The following is a 17,554-nucleotide window of genomic DNA, read 5'->3' as shown; positions in this document are numbered from 1 at the left end:
AAACCGTTAAAACGCCCCTTTTGCCGGCCCAACTGCCTCGTTTTCTGGTTGGCTTTAACCGTGCGGCATGAAGGCCGGATGAAAACCGCCGACCCGCTGCACCCGGCGCCGGAATGTAGGCTGGCGCGGAACTGTTTTTCGAATTATGCGGTACCTTTACCAATCTAGGAGCGCACCCGTTGCGTATACTGTGCTTTGACCTTCTAACTCTGGCCCTTGGCCTGCCCCATATGAACTTTGCCACCCTCCTGCTCGGAATCGGTAACTTCGGTGGTACCGAAATCCTGCTCATTGGCCTCGCCATCATTCTGCTTTTCGGAGCCAAGCGCATTCCGGAGCTGTTCCGGGGCATGGGCCAGGGCATCCGCGAGTTCAAGGACGCTTCGAAGGAAGAAAAGCCTGAATTCCGCGACCGGTCCGTGAACCCAACCAACCCCAACGACCCGGCTGCGCCCCGTCAATAACCCCTTCCATTATGCAAACGCCTGTTTTTTTGTTTCTGGGTGATATCGGCGGCAGTGAGTTGATTCTCATTCTCGTCGTTGTTCTGGTTTTCTTCGGGGCCAACAAGATTCCCGAAATGGCCCGGGGCCTGGGCAAAGGCATCCGCGAGTTCAAAGACGCTTCGCGCGAGATTCGCAGCGAGGTAGAGAACTACGGTCAGCCCGCGCAGCAGCCCTATCAGCAGCAGTTTCAGCAGCAGCAGCCGCAGCAGGCTTATCAGCCCGCCCCGCCGGTAGCCGAGGCCGCCCCCATTCTGGCCCCGCCCATGGATGGCGGCATTGCGCCCGTGGTAACGCCCGAGCCGGCGGCCAACGCTCCTGAAGCTGAGCGCCCCCGCCTCGACCAGCTTAGCTGATTTCAGTTCTGCGCCCCCACGCTTTATCCGAACCGCCGGCAGCCAAAATCTGCCGGCGGTTCTGTTTTTAGCGGTGGGGGTGCTATTTTCGCGCTTCCGCCTCGCCTTGCAGGCCCCGCCTTTAATTTCTTCGTCTTGAGACGTTTCGATTCCCTTTCCGAAGTGCGCCGCGAACTTGCCGCCGGCACCGTATCGTGCCAGCAGCTGGTTGAGTACTACCTCGACAACATTGCCCGGCAGGAAAACCTTAATGCCTTCCTGGAAGTGTGGCCCGAGGAAGCCCGTGCCCAGGCCGCCGCCGTAGATGCCAAGCTGGCCGCCGGCACGGCCGGCCAGCTGGCGGGCATGGTTATCGGCCTGAAAGATGTGCTGGCCTACGAGGGCCACGCGCTGCAAAGCAGCAGCCACATCCTCGACGGCTTCAAGTCGCTGTTCACGGGCACGGCCGTGCAGCGGCTGCTCGACGAGGACGCCATTCTGATTGGTCGCCAGAACTGCGACGAGTTTGCCATGGGCGCTTCCAACGAAACGTCGTACTTCGGGCCGGCCCGCAACGCCCTCGACCCCGACCGGGTGCCGGGCGGCTCGTCGGGCGGCTCGGCCGTGGCCGTGCAGGCCGATATGTGCCTGGCCTCGATTGGCTCCGACACGGGCGGCTCGGTGCGCCAGCCGGCGGCGTTCTGCGGCATCGTGGGCTTCAAACCTACCTACTCGCGCATTTCGCGCTATGGGCTGGTGGCCTATGCTTCCTCGTTTGATCAGATTGGCACACTCACCCGCTCGGTGGAAGACGCAGCCCTGCTGCTCGAAGTAATGGCCGGCCCCGACCAGTTCGACAGCACCGTGAGCCAGCGCCCGGTGCCCGCCTACAGCCAGGAGCTGACGCCCGCCCCGCACTACCGCATCGGCTACATTCAGGATTGCCTGGACCGGCCGGGCCTCAACCCCGAGATAAAGGCGGCTACCGAAAGCGCGCTGGAACAGCTGCGCGGCCAGGGCCACGTGGTGGAGGCGGTGGAGTTTCCCTACCTCGACTTCATTGTGCCCACCTACTACATCCTGACCACGGCCGAGGCCAGCTCCAACCTGAGCCGCTACGACGGCGTGAAGTTCGGCTACCGCGCCCCCGACGTGACGGACCTGGAGTCGCTCTACAAGAAAACCCGCTCGCAGGGCTTCGGTCCCGAGGTGCAGCGCCGGATTCTGCTGGGCACCTTCGTGCTGAGTGCCAGCTACTACGACGCCTACTACACCAAAGCCCAGCGGGTGCGCCGGCTCATCAAGGAGAAAACCGACGAGCTGCTGCGCGACTACGACTTTCTGGTGCTGCCCACCACGCCCACCACGGCCTTCCGCATCGGCGAGGTGAACAAGGACACGCTGGCTATGTACCTGGCCGATATTTTCACGGTGCAGGCCTCGCTGGCGGGCGTACCGGCCATTTCGGTGCCCAACGGCCTCGACTCCGAGGGCCTGCCCATTGGCCTGCAGATCCTGAGCGGCGCCTTCCGCGAGTCGCAGTTGCTGGCCTTCGCCAACTCGCTTGATTTAGCCGTTGGTCAATAACCACCGGCCTGCTGCTTTTAGCTGCCTGAATGCAGCTACTGGCTATCAGCTAAGAGCTAACGGCCGAGATTTAAAGTACCGCTTTAAGTCAAGAGGCTGGGAGTTCTGCGAAACTGTGCTATTTTTGGCAAAACGCTGGGTTGTGGCTCAGCGTTTTGCGTTTGGGCCCGCCGGCCATTGTCCTTTTTAGTGAGTTAGCATGATGAAGTTGCTGCGGTTTGCCGCTCCCGTTCTGCTGGCCTGCGCGTTGGCCCCCGCCGCCCGGGCCCAGGTGCGGCCCGCCGCCCCCAAGCCCCCCGTTGCCCTGCCCCCCGATTCGGTGATGACGGCCCTGCCGCTGCTGCCCGATTCACTGGCCGCTGCCCTGCCCCTGGCGCCCGACTCGGCCAGGCTGGCCTGGCTGCGCACCCCGCCCGAGCTGCGCGATTTGGTAGGCGACCGGGTGAGCTGCTTTGAAACCGACGTGCCCCACGTGTTCAACAACCACGTAATGAGCTTCGTGAAGCTGTTTACCGAGCGGCAGCGCAGCTACACCCAGCGGGTGCTGGAGCGCGAAAACCTGTATTTCCCGCTCTTCGAAAAGTACCTGGCCAAGTACAACCTGCCCCTCGACCTCAAGTACCTGGCCGTGGTGGAGTCGTCGCTGATTCCGACGGCCAAGTCGCGGGTGGGCGCTACGGGCCTGTGGCAGTTCATGGGCCCCACCGCCAACGACCTGCGCCTGCACCGCGACGAGTGGGTGGATGAGCGCATGGACCCCGAAAAAGCCACCGAAGCCGCCTGCAAGCACCTGCGCTACCTGTACCGGGTGTTCGGCGACTGGGAAATGGTGCTGGCCGCCTACAACTGGGGCGCCGGCAACATGCAGCGCGTAATGAAGCGTACCGGCAAGAGCACCTACTGGGAAGTACACAGCAGCCTGCCGGCCGAAACGCGCAACTACGTGCCCACCTTCACGGCCATCATGTACACCATGAAGTACGCCCGGGAGCACGAGCTGCATGCCCCCACGCTCAAGTATCAGTATGCCCAGCAGATGGACACGCTGCAGCTCGGCGGCCGCCCCTTCGACCTGATCCGGCTGGCGCAGGCCATTGGGGCCCCCGATTCGCTGGCTTTGCTGCGCCTCAACCCCGAGCTGCGCAAGCCCTATCTGCCGGCCGGCTACCGCAACTACACGCTGCAGCTGCCCGCCGCCGCCCGCGCCGGCCTGGTGGCCACGGCCAGCCGCGAGGCACTGTTCGACTACTGCCGGCCGCTGGCCGAGCTGCCCCAGCCCCTGGCGCCGCGCCTCGTGGCCCTGAGCGGCACCACCCCGCTGCCCGGCCGCAACCTGGCCGCCACTTCGGCGGCAGCAGCTCCGGCAGCCCCGCGCTTCGAGCGCCTGCGCCACACGGTAAAGCGCGGCGAGACGGTGAATTCGGTGGCTGCCCGTTACGATGTTAGTCCGGCCCAGGTGCGCCGCTGGAACAAGCTGGGCAGCGGCTCCTCGCTGGCCGGCCGGCAGCAGCTGGTTTTGTTCCGGGCTTTGCCAGCGGTGGCCGAGCCGGCCGCCAGAACTTCGGCACTGGCCGCGACGGCGGTTCGGCCGGCGGTGGTGCCAGTGCGGGTAGCTGCCAGCAAACCAGCCACCGCAGAAGCTTCGGCCGGGCCGGATTCGGCGGCCGAAGTGCTGGCCCGCACCCCGGCTAAGCCGGCCGCCGACGTGCGGCGGGCGGTGGCTGCTATTACGGCGGCTACCGACGACGATACTATGCCGGGCCGCTACGTGGTGAAGCCGGGAGATTTTCTGGAGAAGATTGCCACCGCCAATGGCCTGACCGTGGCCCAGCTGAAGGCCTGGAACCAACTGAGCGGCTACGTGCTACAACCCGGCCAGGAGCTGACGCTGAAGCCCAGCAACGAAGCCGCCGCTACCGCCGCCGTGGCTGACTTGGTGGAAGCCACGCGCGAAGTAGCCGCCGTGGCCCAGGCTCCTGCCCGCCGCGCCGCCCGCCCGGCAGCAAAAGCCGCCGCCCCGGCCCTGCCGCCCGCGCCCCCCCTGTACCTGGTGCAGCCCGGCGACACGCTCTACAACATCTCGCGCCGCTACCAGGGCCTGACGGTGCAGCGCCTGCGCGAATTAAACAACCTGAAGTCGGACGCCGTGCAGCCGGGGCAGAAGCTGGTGGTGGGTGGCTGAGTAGGCAGCCGCGCCGTTTGCAGAGAATCTTAAAGGAGCACTCAACGGGTGCTCCTTTTTGGTGAAGTTGAGCTGCAACCTGCTCCTCCTACTCATTGTAAAGGCACGAAAAAGCTCAGGCTCACAAAAAACCCAGCTCAGCAGGAACCTTTTCGATGCTTACTGGCACGGTTGTTACCAACGGCCTGCTACCCTTTCATCTTCACGATTCCCACTTATGTCATCCCGCCTTATACTTCTCGCCGCTATGCTTATGGCTTCGTTGCTGGGTGCTTCCTGTCGAAAAGACTGCGACCCGGCGCCCACTCCTGCTGTAGTAGCCGAACCGGCCCAGGCTGCCACGCTCAACGTCAATTTTGAGTATGCGGGCTCGCCCGAAGCGCGCTCGGTGAGCTACGTGGCCGATGAACCCAGCGCCGAGTTGCTTCCCGACCGCCTCATCATTACAATCAGCGGGGGAGGAGGCAGTAGCGGGCCGGCCGATAGAGTGGGATTTGCGCTGGCCAGGAGCCGGCAGAAACCCGGGCTGACCGGCACTTATACGCTGGCTTCCCAGCCCGATGCCAGCCAGGGCGACGCGCAGGTGATGTTTATCCGTTTCACGCCTTCTACCAACACCGCCAACAATACCGTATCGGGCAACCAGAATCAGCTGAGCGGCTCGCTGACCATCACGGCCTACGACGCGGCCCGGCAGCTCGTTAGCGGTACGTACGAAGTGAAGGCGGCGGGCCTGCGGGACGTGTTCAGCTTCCGCAACTACGCCGACTACAATCCCGACGCCCGGCGCGAAGGCAACCTGCGGGTGCACGGCAGCTTCACGGAGCTTCGCCTACGCCCTTAGCCCTCACCGCTCAGTTGGCCCACTCCGCCCCGAATCGTGCCCGGTTCGGGGCTTTTCGGTTCCGGGCGGGGGCTGTACCTTTGAAGCCGGCTCATTTTGCCGCATCTTGCTTCCTTGCTTTTCATCCGGAAGCTCAACCATTGCCCTGCCCCATGCTCAAGATAAACAAACAGGACGCCCTCGATTACCACTCCCGCACCCCCGCCGGCAAAATTGAGGTGGTGCCCACCAAGCCCGTCAGCACCCAGCTCGATCTGGCCCTGGCCTACTCGCCGGGCGTGGCCGAGCCGTGCAAGGAAATTGCCGCCGACAAGGATGCCGTGTACAAATACACGGCCAAGGGCAACTTGGTGGGCGTTATCAGCAACGGCACGGCGGTGCTGGGGCTGGGCAACATCGGGCCCGACGCCTCGAAGCCGGTGATGGAGGGTAAAGGCGTGCTGTTCAAGAAGTTCGCGGGCATCGACTGCTTTGATATCGAGATTGATGCCACCGACCCCGACGAGTTCATCCGCATCGTGAAGTCGCTGGAGCCCACGTTTGGCGGTATCAATCTCGAGGACATCAAGGCGCCCGAGTGCTTCCGGATTGAGACGGCGTTGCGCGAGCAGATGAACATTCCGCTCATGCACGACGACCAGCACGGCACGGCCATCATCACGTCGGCGGCGTTGCTGAACGCGCTGGAAGTGGTGGGCAAGCAGATTGAGCAGATTCAGCTGGTGGTGAGCGGGGCGGGCGCGGCGGCTATTTCGTGCCTGCGCCTGTACCTGGCCCTGGGCGTGCGGCGCGAAAACATCGTCGTGTTCGACAAGGACGGCCTCATCACGCCCGCCCGCACCGATCTGGCCGACATGCAGCTGTTTTTCGCCACCGAGCGGCCTATCAGCACGATGGCCGAGGCGCTGGAGGGGGCCGATATGTTCCTGGGCCTGTCGGCGGGCAACGTGCTGGCGCCCGAGCTGCTGCTGAAGATGGCCGCCGACCCTATTGTGTTCGCCCTGGCCAACCCCGACCCCGAAATTGGCTACGAAATAGCCATGGCTACCCGGCCCGACCTGATTATGGCCACCGGCCGCACCGACCACCCCAACCAGGTGAACAACGTGCTGGGCTTCCCCTACATTTTCCGGGGGGCGCTGGATGTGCGGGCCACCGAAATCAACGAGGAAATGAAGCTGGCGGCCGTGCGCGCCCTCTCGGAGCTGGCCAAGGAGGCCGTGCCCGAGATGGTGAACCGCGCCTACGGCGACAACACGCTCAGCTTCGGCCGCACCTACCTCATCCCCAAGCCCCTCGACCCGCGCCTGATTACCACCGTGAGCCCCGCCGTGGCCAAAGCCGCCATGGACAGCGGCGTGGCCCGCGTGCACATCACCGACTGGGCCGGCTACGAGGACGATATCCGGGCGCGGCTGGGCGTGAACCAGAAGCTGATGAACCGCATTACGTCGGCGGCCCGCAGCAACCCCAAGCGGGTGGTTTTTGCCGAGGGCGACACCTACAAAACGCTCAAGGCCGCCCAGATTCTGCGCGAGGAGGGCATTGCTTTTCCCATTCTGCTGGGCAACCGCAACAAAATTGAGCGCATTGCGGCCGAAACCTCGCTCGACCTGGAGGGCTGCGAAATCATCGACATCATCCGCGAGGAAGCCAAGCGCGAGGAGTATGCCGAGCTGTTTTACCAGAAGCGGCAGCGCCGGGGCATTACGCTCTACGAGGGCCGCCGGCTGCTGCGCGAGCGGAACTACTTTGGCGCCATGATGCTGGAAGCCGGCCACGCCGACGCCTTCATCACGGGCCTGAGCAAGGACTACGGCAAGTCCATTGTGCCCGCGCTGCAGGTGATTGGGGTGGCCGAGGGTGCCAAGCGGGTGGCCTCGATGTACATTATTCAGCACCGCAAAGGGCCGTTCTTCTTCGCCGACACCACCGTGAACATCGACCCTTCGGCCGAGGAAATGGTGGACATTATCGGCCTCACAGCCCGGGCCGTGAAGTTCTTCGATGCCGAGCCGCGGGTGGCCGTCATCAGCTACTCCAACTTCGGCTCCAACCCCGGCGAGCTGCCCGACAAGGCCCGCCGCGCCACCGAACTGGCCAAAGCCCGCTACCCCGAGCTGCTGCTCGACGGCGAGATGCAGGCCAACACGGCCCTCAACCCCGAGCTGCTGCAGGAGCAGTACCCGTTTTCGCCGCTGGCGGCCAAAGGCGGGGCCAACACGCTCATTTTCCCCAACGTTATCAGCGGCAACATTGCCTACAAGGTGCTCCAGGAAATCGGGGGCGCCGAGGTAATCGGGCCGGTGCTGATGGGCATGCGCAAGCCGGTGCACATTCTGCAGCTCGGCGCCTCGGTGCGCGAAATCGTGAACATGACCGCCATTGCCGTCGTCGACGCCCAGCAGCCGGGCAATAAGGGACTTTAGAAGGGAAATGGTGAAAATGGTGAGATGGTGAGATGGTGAGTTTGATGTTCGAGGGGCCTACCGGCGCATGTTGCGCAAGCAGTGTTACCGAACATCAAACTCACCATCTCACCATCTCACCATTTCCTTTCTAAAGTGCCTAACTTGGCACCAAAGCGGCTACGGCCGCGTTGCGCCGGTTCCACCTGTTTTTACTCCTCTCCCACCCCGCATGATTGCTTACGTTGACGGCAAGCTCGCCTACAAAGACCCCGCCCAGGCCATTCTCGACGTGGGTGGGCTAGGCTACGAAATCCGCATTTCCCTGGCCACCTACGCCAAGCTGCCGGCCGAGGAGGAGAAAATCAAGCTTTACACCTACCAGCATATCAAGGAAGATGGGCAGACGCTCTACGGCTTCCTCGACCCCAACGAGAAGGCGCTGTTTATGCAGCTGATTTCGGTGTCGGGCATCGGGCCGGGCACGGGCATCGTGATGGTGTCGTCGATGTCGGTGGGCGAAATCCGGCAGGCCATTGTGAGCGAAGATGTGCGCGCCATTCAAAGCATCAAGGGCGTGGGGCCCAAAACGGCCCAGCGCGTGATTCTGGAGCTGAAAGACAAGTTCCGCAAGGACGAACTGCTGGCCAAAGCCGGCATCGATACCGTGCCGCTGGCCAAGGCGCACAATACCAGCCGCTCGGAGGCGTTAGCCGCTTTAGTCATGCTGGGCTTCGCGCGGGCGGCGGCCGAAAAGTCGCTCGACCAGATTCAGCGCAAGCACGGCAACGACCTGACAGTAGAGGAATTGATTAAATTCGCTCTGAAGTCTGGCTAGGGCTTAGTTGTTAGTTGTCAGTGATTAGTTGTTAGTGGTTAAGGAGTTTACGGAGCTAAAGCCACGGAACACATGTCCGCCCCGGTCCCTAACAACTAGTATCTAAACAGCTTAACCGACACTAACAACTGACCACTGACAACTAACAACTCTCTCGACGGATATTGACGTTTGACTACCGGTAAGAAGTTCTCTGCCAGCGCCTTTGTGGTCCTGGTTTCGTTGGTGGCCTGGTGGTCGGAGGCCTCGCCGTTGGCGGAGGATGCGGCCGCCTCATTCAGCCTCGGCCAGCTGTGGGCCGACTGGCTGCCGGCTGGTTTACGGCCGGCCGGCAAGTGGGGTTTCGGCCCGACTGCCGCCGATACGCCCCGCATCGATACCACCCGCTACCAGCCCGGCACCCGGCCCCGCGTAGCGCCCGCCGACCGCCGCGGCTCGCGCTTCTCCAACCAGCGCCGCCGCTCGCCCCTGGTGCTGCCCCTGCCCGATAACGTGCAGCTGCAGGTGCAGCCCGACGACAGCCTTAAGAACTTCGACATCCGCGAGGGCATCGGCCAAGGCCTCGACTTCCGCGACCCCAGCCGCATGACGTTCGAGGAGTATTCGCGCTGGCAGCAGCAGAAGGCCGTGCGCGACTACTTCCGCGAGCGGTCGGGCGGGGGCGGCGTGGCCGGCGACCCCAACCAGCCCGACAACCGCCGCCTGATTCCCAAAATCTACCTCGGTCCCATGGCCGACCGCATTTTCGGGGGCAGCTACGTCGACATCCGCCCCCAGGGGGCCGTGACGCTGCGCATGGGCTACCGCGGCAACCGCAACGAAAACCCCACCCTGACGCTGCGGCAGCAGAAAACCGGCGACTTTCAGTTCGATCAGAACATGAACCTCAATCTGACCGGGCAGATTGGGCAGAAGCTGCGCCTGACCTTCAACTACGACACCAAGGCCGCCTTCGACTTCGAAAACAACATGAAGCTCGACTACACGGGCTTCGACACCGATATTATCCGCAAGGTGGAGCTGGGCAACGTGAGTCTGCCGCTCAACAACTCGCTTATCACCGGGGGCCAGAACCTGTTCGGGGTGAAGGCCCAGCTCCAGTTCGGCCGCCTCGGCGTAACCACCATTGCCAGCACCCTGCGCGGCCAGGCCGATGAGGTGCGCATCCAGAACGGGGGCCAGAGCCGGCCGTTCGAAATCAAGGCCAGCCAGTACGAGAAGGACCGCCACTACTTCCTGAGTCAGGCATTTCGGGAGCGGTACGACAACTCGTTGCGCAACCTGCCCACCATCCAGAGCGGCATCAACATCACCTACCTCGAAGTGTGGGTGACCAACGACAACCGCCAGAGCGACAACCTGCGCAACGTCGTCACGCTCATGGACGTGGCCGAGCCCACCCGCGTGTACCGCAGGCAGTTCCTGAAGGCCGCGGGGCCCAACGCTTTGGCCGACAACCAGGCCAACACCGAGCTGAGCACCATCCGGGCGCTGCCCAATTTCCGGCAGGAGCTGCAGGTAGACGACAACCTGCGCACCCTGGGGCTGGAGAAGAACAAGGACTTTGAGCACGTGCGGGCCCGTAAGCTCGACCCGCGCGAGTACACCTACAACGCCCAGCTGGGCTACCTCTCTATCAACACCCAGCTGCTGCCCGAGCAGGTGCTGGGCGTGTCGTACCAGTACCTCTACAACGGCAAAACCTACACCGTTGGCGAAATTCAGAACGACTACTCACAGGTGGGCACCGACCAGGTGATTTTTCTCAAGATGCTCAAGGCCACCAACCCCGCCGTGGGCCAGGCCGACCCGCAGCAGAACCCGGCCAATAGGAACCTGCTCACGCGTAACCTGCCGACCTGGGATCTGATGATGAAAAACATCTACCCACTGAACGCCCAGCAGCTCAACCGCGACAAATTTGAGCTGCAGATTGTGTACAAGGACGACGCGACGGGCGTAGACCTGATTTCGCTGAAAGAGGGCCAGAACATTGCCAACAAGCCGCTGATTGAGGTATTCAACCTCGACAACGTAAACCCCAACAACGACCGTAACCCCGACGGCAACTTCGACTTCTTCCCCGGCATCACCGTCGATACCGAGCTGGGCAAAATCATCTTCCCCGAAATTGAGCCCTTTGGCAGCTACCTGGCCGGCAAGTTTGATACGGTGGCTTCGACCACCGAGCAGCAGCTGGCCCGCAAATACGCCTACCGCGAGCTGTACAACCAGGTGCAGAGCGACGCCCAGCAGCGCCAGGAGAAGGACAAATTCTACCTGCGCGGTCGGTTCCAGGCCACCAGCACCGACGAGATTAACCTGCCCGGCATTGGCGTGGCCGAAGGCTCGGTGCGGGTGCGCTCGGGCTCCACGCTGCTCCAGGAGGGCGTCGATTATCAGGTTTTCTACGATCAGGCCAAGGTGAAAATCCTGAATCCGGCCTACCTGAACTCGGCCAACGAGCTGCGGGTGGAGTTTGAAAAGAACGCCCTGGTGCAGGTGCAGCCCCGCAAGCTGATTGGGGCGCGGTTCGATTACCGGGTGTCGTCGGACATGTATTTCGGGGCCACGGTGCTGCATTTGCGCGAAAACCAGGCCCCCGGCATCAACCGCGTGAATATTGGCGACGAGCCGGGCAACAACACCATCTACGGCTTCGACGTGAACATGCGCCGCGAGTCGCGGGCCCTCACCCGCTACCTCAACGCGCTGCCGTTTATATCGACCAAGGAAATATCCACCGTCTCGTTCAGCGGCGAGTTTGCCCAGCTGCTGCCCAGCCAGAGCAAGCTCGGCAGCAAGAACAGCGGCGGCGAAAACGGGGTGTCGTACCTCGACGACTTCGAGAATGCGCGCACGCCCTACACGCTGGGCGGGCTGAACGCCGCGGTGGCTTGGCGGCTGGGCTCAACCCCGCTGCCGCTGCGCAACGGGGCCACCACCGGTCTGGCCACGGCCTACAACCGCGCCAAGCTGGCCTGGTACACCGTCGACCAGACCTACTACACCAACGGCCAGAGCAAGCCCAATAACATTGGGGTGGCCGAGCTCAAAAACCACTACGTGCGCGGCGTTAAGCGCGACGAGGTGTTCCCCAACCGCAACCTGGGCGCCAACGGCAACTCGTTTGAAACCACGTTCGACCTGGCCTACTTCCCCGACCAGCGCGGCCAGTACAACTACACGCCCGACTTCAACCGGGCCCGGCCCACGTTTTTTGCCGATGCTTCGGAAACGGCCAATATGACCCGGCAGGCGGCTATTTCGCGCGAAATATCCTTCGATACCGACTTCGACAACGCCAACGTGGAGTACTTGGAGTTCTGGCTCATGGATCCCTTCCTGACGGGCGACAACGGCAAAATCGTCGATAACGACGGGCACAGCCAGAACAATACCAGCGGCGGCGACCTGTTCGTGAACCTGGGTTCGGTGTCGGAAGACGTGCTGGCCGATAACAACCAGTACGAGTTTGAGAACGGCATTCCGGCCAACCCGGCCAACCTCGACCTCGAAACGGTTGCCACGCCCTGGGGCCGGGCCTCGCGCCAGCCCTTCCTGACCGATGCCTTCAGCCCCGCCGCCGGCGCCCGCGCCCAGCAGGACGTGGGCCTCGACGGCATCAACGATGCGGCCGAGCAGACCGTGGCCCCCGGCTACGCCGGCGTGGCCGACCCGGCCGGCGACAACTTCCGCCACCACCTCGACCCCAGCTACGACCAGGCCGATGCCAAGATCCTGGCCCGCTACAAGGACTACAACGGCATGGAGGGCAACTCGCCCGAAGGCAGCCGCCTGAGCTCGACGGCCTACCCCGACAAGGAGGACCTGAACCGCGACAATGTGATTTCGGAGATTGAGCGCTACTACGAGTACAAGCTGGAGCTCAAAAGCAACCGCCTGCAGGTGGGCCAGAACTACATCGTTGATAAGGTAACCAACACTAACGATGACACCAACAACGAGCCCGTAACCTGGTACCAGTTCCGGATTCCGATCCGGCAGTACGACCGGGCCGTGGGCACCACCGATGGCCAGGACTTCGGCTTTAAGTCGATTCGGTTTTTACGTATGTACCTGACGGGCTGGAAGCAGCCGGTGGTGCTGCGCATGGTGCAGCCGCAGTTTGTGGCCAACCAGTGGCGCCGCTACCTCACCAAAATTGCCGAGCCCGGCGGTATCCTCAGCCCCGACACCGACGCCGACGAATTCAGTATTTCGACGGTGAGCATTGAGGAGAACGGCCGCGTGGAGCAGGCCGGTGCCGGCTCGATTCCGTACCTGCTGCCGCCCAACATCCGGCGCGACCAGGAGTACGGCTCCAGCACCACCAGCCGCCAGCAGAACGAGCAGAGCCTGCGCCTGGTAGTGGGCGGCCTGCGCGACGGTTTCGCCAAGGCGGCCTACAAAAACCTGACGGTAAACATGCTGCGCTACAAGCGCCTGAAGCTGTTTCTGCACGCCGAAACCCAGGACCGCAACCTGCGCAGCGGCCAGGCCCGCGGCTTCGTGCGCCTGGGCACCGACTACACCCAGAACTACTACGAATACTCGCTGCCGCTGGAGCTGACGCCCCAGCCCGGCGCTACGGGCACGGCCTACACCGTCGACCAGGTGTGGCCGCTGGCCAACCGCATCGACCTGTCGCTGCAGGCATTCGTCGATGCCAAGGCCGCCCGCAACAAGGCCGGCGTGAACTACGGCACGCCCTACGTGGTGGAGCTGGCCGACGGCGTCCGGATTACGGTGGTCGGCAACCCCGACCTGTCGTCGGTGCAGGGCGCCATGATTGGGGTGCTGAACCCGAAAGACGACGGCGCCAACCAGTCGCTGACGCTGTGGGCCGACGAGCTGCGGGTGGCCGAGTTTGAGAACGAGAGCGGCTGGGCCGCCACCGCCCGCTTCAACACCAAGCTGGCCGATATTGCCAACATCACGGCCACCGGCAGCTACGTGACCACCGGCTTCGGGGGCCTGCAGGACCGCCCGCAGCAGCGCTCCATCGACAACATTATGCGCGGCGACGTGAATGCCACGGTGGCAGCCGACAAGTTTTTCCCGGAGAAGCTGGGCCTGCGCGTGCCGGTGTTGCTGCAGGCCGGCATCGAGAGCCGCGCGCCCAAGTACGACCCGCTCGACCCCGACACCCGCCTGGAGCAGAGCCTGGAGAAATTCGACAACGCCGAGGAGCGCGCCGCCTACCGCCGCGAGGTTATCGACCAGACCAGCCAGCGCAGCATCTCGCTGCTGAATGTGCGCAAGGAGCGCACCAACCCCGACAAGAAAGTGCAGCCCTGGGACGTGGAAAACCTGGCCCTGAGCTACTCGCTGACCGAGCGCCGGCACACCGACATCCGCACCGACCGCGACTACACCCGCACCTACACCGGCGCCCTGGCCTACGTGTACCAGGCCAACCCGCGCAACTATACGCCCCTGGCCAAGGTGAAGGCCTTCGACTCGCCTTATCTGGCCTTGTTCAAGGAAGTCAACTTCACGCCCCTGCCCTCGCGCTTCTCGTTCCGGGCCGACCTGGACCGGCGCTACAACGAGCGGTTTCTGCAGCGCACCCTCGAACCCGGCCAGGTGCCCGTGCGGGGCGACATTCCGGGGGTGTTCCAGAAGGTGTTCTACTTCAGCCGCATCTACGATTTGCGCTGGGACCTGACCAAGGCCCTGGCCTTCGACTACACGGCCACCAACCGGGCCGTGGTAGATGAGGGCCCCGGCACCACCATCGGCGACTCGCAGATTGCCCGCGACAACCGCCAGCAGCTGCGCGACAACCTGCTGCGCGGCGGCCGCACCACCAACTTCAACCAGACCGTCGCCCTCACTTACCGCCTGCCACTCGACAAGTTCCCGCTCACCGACTGGCTTTCGGCCGATGCCCGCTACGCAGCTACCTACAGCTGGCAGGCGGCCTCCACGGCTCTCACCCGGCCCGACCCCAATGACAGTAGCAAGACAGTACCGCTGAACCTGGGCAACACCATCGAGAACAACGGCGAGCTGAGCACCAACGGCAAAATCGACCTGGTGAAGCTCTACAACAAGGTGCGCTTCCTCAACATCATCAACAACGCCCCGCCGCCCGGCCAGCAGCCCACCGAGCCCAAAACGGCCAAGGGCGGCGTGGTAGGAGCCGCCGGCGCGGGCCCCGAAACCGCCGCCGCCGACTCGGCCAAAGGCCCTGAGCTGCGGTTGCTGAAGGCGGTGCTGCGCTCCCTGATGACGGCCCGCTCGCTCAACTTCACCTACGTGCGCTCCAACGGCACGCTGCTGCCCGGCTACCTGCCCGGCACCCGCTTCCTCGGGTTTAATAATGGCTTCAATGCGCCCGGCCTACCCTTCATTCTGGGCCAGCAGCAGGACCTCGACGGCCTGTTCGGCAAGGCCTACCGCCGCAACTGGTACACCGACCAGAGCCAGTACCTCAACACCCCGCTTAGCTCGCTGCTCACCGAGGCCCTCACGCTGCGCACCACCCTGGAGCCCATCCGCGACTTCAACATTCAGCTCGATGCCCGCCGCAACCTCGTGCGCAGCCGCCAAGTGTTCTACCGCCGTTTGGTGAATGATGATTTCGTGGCCGACCCAAGCGACCCCACGCCCCGCCAGAGCAATCCGCTGGGCAACGGCACGTTCAGCACCTCGTTCATTGCCATCCAGACGATGTTTGGCGACCTGAGCAGCGCGGGTACCGTGTCGAAAGCCTTCGAGCGTTTCGTGCAGAACCGCGAGGTCATCCAGCAGCGGTTGGAAGCGGCTAAGCAAAACCCGCAAGGTACTTATGGCTACAACTCGCAGGATGTGTTGCTGCCGGCGTTTATCGATGCTTATAAAGGCCGCTCGTCGGATGGCTACAAGGCCAAGAAGTTCAAGCCCTTCGCCCAGCTGCCCCTGCCCAACTGGAACATCAGCTACAACGGCCTCTCCGACATCCCGCTGGTGCAGCGCTACTTCCGTTCGTTCCGCCTCAACCACGTGTACAGCTCCAGCTACAACATTGCGGGCTACAGCACCTCGCTCGATTATAAAGAGGAGCCCGGTGGCCTTTCTACTGAATTCAACGCGGATAGCAAGCGGTTCATTCCCTACTACATCATCGGGCAGGTAACCATTGCCGACCGGCTGGCCCCGCTTATCGGGGTTGATTTTCAGACCACCGGCCGCCTCACCGGGCGCCTGGAGTACCGCGTCGACCGCACCATCAGCCTGAACTCGACCGTGGCCCAGGTGACGGAGCTGCGCCGCAACGACATCGTGATTGGGGCGGGTTTCGCCACCAACAAGTTCCGGCTGCCCTTCAAGATAGGCGGCGAGCAGCGGGTGCTGCGCAACGAGCTTAACGCCCGCCTCGACCTGAGCATCAGCGAGAACTACGCCATCCAGCGCGCCATTCTCGATGTGGTAGACGAAGATGAGGCTGCCAAAACGGGGAAACCGGTCAGCATCGGCCGGGCTTCCAGCCAGGTAACGGCCGGCACCCGCCAGGTGCAGTTGCGCCCCACCGTCGATTACGTGCTCAACCAGCGCCTGAACCTGCAGTTCTTCTTCACCCAGAACATCACCACGCCCAAAGCCGGCAACGCCTTCCGAAACACCTCCACCGAGGCCGGCATTCAGCTCCGCTACAGCCTGTCGCAGTAGCGGTGAATGAGTGACTCGGTGAATGAGCGAGTTGGTGAATGCGTGAATGAGTGAATCGGTGAATGCGTGAACCCCTTTGTCATTCTTCATCTGTCATCCTGAGCGGAGCGAAGGACCTATACAGAAGGTAACATCAGAAGTTAGCACCTGTATAGGTCCTTCGTTGTGCTCAGGCTAAGAGAACTACTTCACTCATTCACCGAGTCACTCATTCACCGAATTACCTGTACTTTTGAAGCGGGGCGCGGCGCGTCCCGCTTTTCAGTTCATTCTCTAAGCACCACCCCATGAATCTGCCCGCCTCCCTGAAGTATTCCAAAGAGCACGAGTGGGTCCGCGTTGAGGGCGACGTGGCCTACATCGGCATCACCGACCACGCCCAGAAAGAACTCGGCGACATCGTGTACGTCGACATCGACACGCTCGACAAGGACGTAGCCCAGAACGACGTGTTTGGCACCGTTGAGGCCGTTAAGACGGTTTCCGACCTGTTCAGCCCCCTCAGCGGCACCGTGCTCGAAATCAACGACAAGCTCGACGGCAACCCCGAGCTGGTGAACTCCGACCCCTACGGCGACGGCTGGATCATCAAGCTTTCCATGAGCGATGCTTCGGAGCTGGACGGCCTGCTCTCGTCTGAAACCTACGGCGAGCTGGTAGGCGCTTAAGCGCCGCCCCTGCCGTTGGTTTTGCCCGCTGCAACGCCGCCCCCGCCGCGTCGGCGCCCTTTGGTGGGGCTGCCGCTGGCGTGGGCGGTGTTTATTTTGGTGAGCACCCTCACGCCCGCCGCCGACATGCCCGATACACCGCGCTGGGAGCTGCTCTCCTTCGACACGGCCGCCCACGGCTTCGTATTCGCGGTATTTACGGTGCTGGCCACGTTCTCGGCCCGGCGGCAGCCGTGGTCGGCCGGGCTGCGGGCACGGGCGTTCAGCCTGGTGCTGGCGCTGGCCGTGGGCCTGGGCGCGCTGATTGAGGTGCTGCAGCACCTGCTGGCCCTGGGCCGCCACGGCGAGTGGTCCGACCTGCTCAGCGACGCGCTGGGCGCACTGGCCGGCACCGCCTTCATGTGGTTTACCCGCCGTTTCTGGCAATAAGTTTTCAGCTCTACCTCCTATACTGATGTAGGGCCGGAGCTTAGCCGCGCTGGCCGTTGGCTGTTCCCGCCCCCTACAGCCTGCGGGCGTTTCACTTCCACCGC

General features: G+C 63.2%; 10 protein-coding genes. All 10 read left to right on the top strand.

The window, feature by feature from the left end; all coding sequences use genetic code 11:
- Nucleotides 1-230 precede the first annotated feature (230 nt).
- The 10 genes from BMY67_RS01760 to BMY67_RS01715 all read left to right on the top strand — a co-directional run bounded on the left by BMY67_RS01760 (nucleotide 231) and on the right by BMY67_RS01715 (nucleotide 17,450).
- Nucleotides 231-464, top strand: coding sequence for a Sec-independent protein translocase subunit TatA/TatB (locus BMY67_RS01760; protein ID WP_092767718.1), 234 nt, complete (start codon nucleotides 231-233; stop codon nucleotides 462-464).
- Between the two features lie 11 nt (nucleotides 465-475).
- On the top strand, nucleotides 476-859 hold the full coding sequence (locus BMY67_RS19695; RefSeq protein WP_218144587.1) for a Sec-independent protein translocase subunit TatA/TatB: 384 nt from the start codon (nucleotides 476-478) through the stop codon (nucleotides 857-859).
- 162 nt (nucleotides 860-1,021) lie between these two features.
- The gene (gene gatA, locus BMY67_RS01750) at nucleotides 1,022-2,425 is read left to right on the top strand and encodes an Asp-tRNA(Asn)/Glu-tRNA(Gln) amidotransferase subunit GatA (RefSeq protein WP_394333348.1); all 1,404 of its coding nucleotides are present in this window, start codon (nucleotides 1,022-1,024) and stop codon (nucleotides 2,423-2,425) included.
- A 199-nt stretch (nucleotides 2,426-2,624) separates the two neighbouring features.
- Nucleotides 2,625-4,607: a LysM peptidoglycan-binding domain-containing protein gene (locus BMY67_RS01745; RefSeq protein ID WP_092767714.1), complete on the top strand. Its 1,983-nt coding sequence runs from the start codon at nucleotides 2,625-2,627 to the stop codon at nucleotides 4,605-4,607.
- Between the two features lie 253 nt (nucleotides 4,608-4,860).
- Nucleotides 4,861-5,451 (top strand): hypothetical protein, encoded by a 591-nt coding sequence (locus tag BMY67_RS01740; RefSeq protein WP_143069662.1) that lies wholly within the window; start codon nucleotides 4,861-4,863, stop codon nucleotides 5,449-5,451.
- A gap of 152 nt (nucleotides 5,452-5,603) precedes the next feature.
- Nucleotides 5,604-7,880 (top strand): NADP-dependent malic enzyme, encoded by a 2,277-nt coding sequence (locus BMY67_RS01735; RefSeq protein ID WP_092767710.1) that lies wholly within the window; start codon nucleotides 5,604-5,606, stop codon nucleotides 7,878-7,880.
- Between the two features lie 211 nt (nucleotides 7,881-8,091).
- On the top strand, nucleotides 8,092-8,697 hold the full coding sequence (ruvA, locus tag BMY67_RS01730) for a Holliday junction branch migration protein RuvA (RefSeq protein WP_092767708.1): 606 nt from the start codon (nucleotides 8,092-8,094) through the stop codon (nucleotides 8,695-8,697).
- Between the two features lie 207 nt (nucleotides 8,698-8,904).
- A complete protein-coding gene (sov, locus tag BMY67_RS01725) occupies nucleotides 8,905-16,353 on the top strand; it encodes a T9SS outer membrane translocon Sov/SprA (protein ID WP_245744836.1) in 7,449 nt (2,482 codons plus the stop codon).
- Nucleotides 16,354-16,640: 287 nt separating this feature from the next.
- Nucleotides 16,641-17,021, top strand: a complete 381-nt coding sequence (gene gcvH, locus BMY67_RS01720) for a glycine cleavage system protein GcvH (protein ID WP_092767706.1) — start codon at nucleotides 16,641-16,643, stop codon at nucleotides 17,019-17,021.
- A 21-nt stretch (nucleotides 17,022-17,042) separates the two neighbouring features.
- Nucleotides 17,043-17,450 carry a VanZ family protein gene (locus tag BMY67_RS01715; protein ID WP_143069661.1) on the top strand — a complete coding sequence of 136 codons (408 nt, stop codon included), beginning with the start codon at nucleotides 17,043-17,045 and terminating at the stop codon, nucleotides 17,448-17,450.
- Nucleotides 17,451-17,554 lie beyond the last annotated feature (104 nt).

Origin of the sequence: Hymenobacter actinosclerus (genome assembly GCF_900111515.1) — a bacterium.
Lineage (GTDB): Bacteria > Bacteroidota > Bacteroidia > Cytophagales > Hymenobacteraceae > Hymenobacter > Hymenobacter actinosclerus.
The sequence above is the reverse complement of the archived record's forward strand: the minus strand, read 5'-3'. Positions and strand labels throughout refer to the sequence as shown.

What these genes read in the sequence shown, in the direction of transcription:
- BMY67_RS19695 (WP_218144587.1), top strand. Translation starts at nt 476, where the DNA reads ATGCAAACGCCTGTTTTTTTGTTTCTGGGTGATATCGGCGGCAGTGAG.
- gcvH (WP_092767706.1), top strand. Translation starts at nt 16,641, where the DNA reads ATGAATCTGCCCGCCTCCCTGAAGTATTCCAAAGAGCACGAGTGGGTC.
- BMY67_RS01745 (WP_092767714.1), top strand. Translation starts at nt 2,625, where the DNA reads ATGATGAAGTTGCTGCGGTTTGCCGCTCCCGTTCTGCTGGCCTGCGCG.
- BMY67_RS01740 (WP_143069662.1), top strand. Translation starts at nt 4,861, where the DNA reads ATGGCTTCGTTGCTGGGTGCTTCCTGTCGAAAAGACTGCGACCCGGCG.
- BMY67_RS01735 (WP_092767710.1), top strand. Translation starts at nt 5,604, where the DNA reads ATGCTCAAGATAAACAAACAGGACGCCCTCGATTACCACTCCCGCACC.
- BMY67_RS01760 (WP_092767718.1), top strand. Translation starts at nt 231, where the DNA reads ATGAACTTTGCCACCCTCCTGCTCGGAATCGGTAACTTCGGTGGTACC.
- ruvA (WP_092767708.1), top strand. Translation starts at nt 8,092, where the DNA reads ATGATTGCTTACGTTGACGGCAAGCTCGCCTACAAAGACCCCGCCCAG.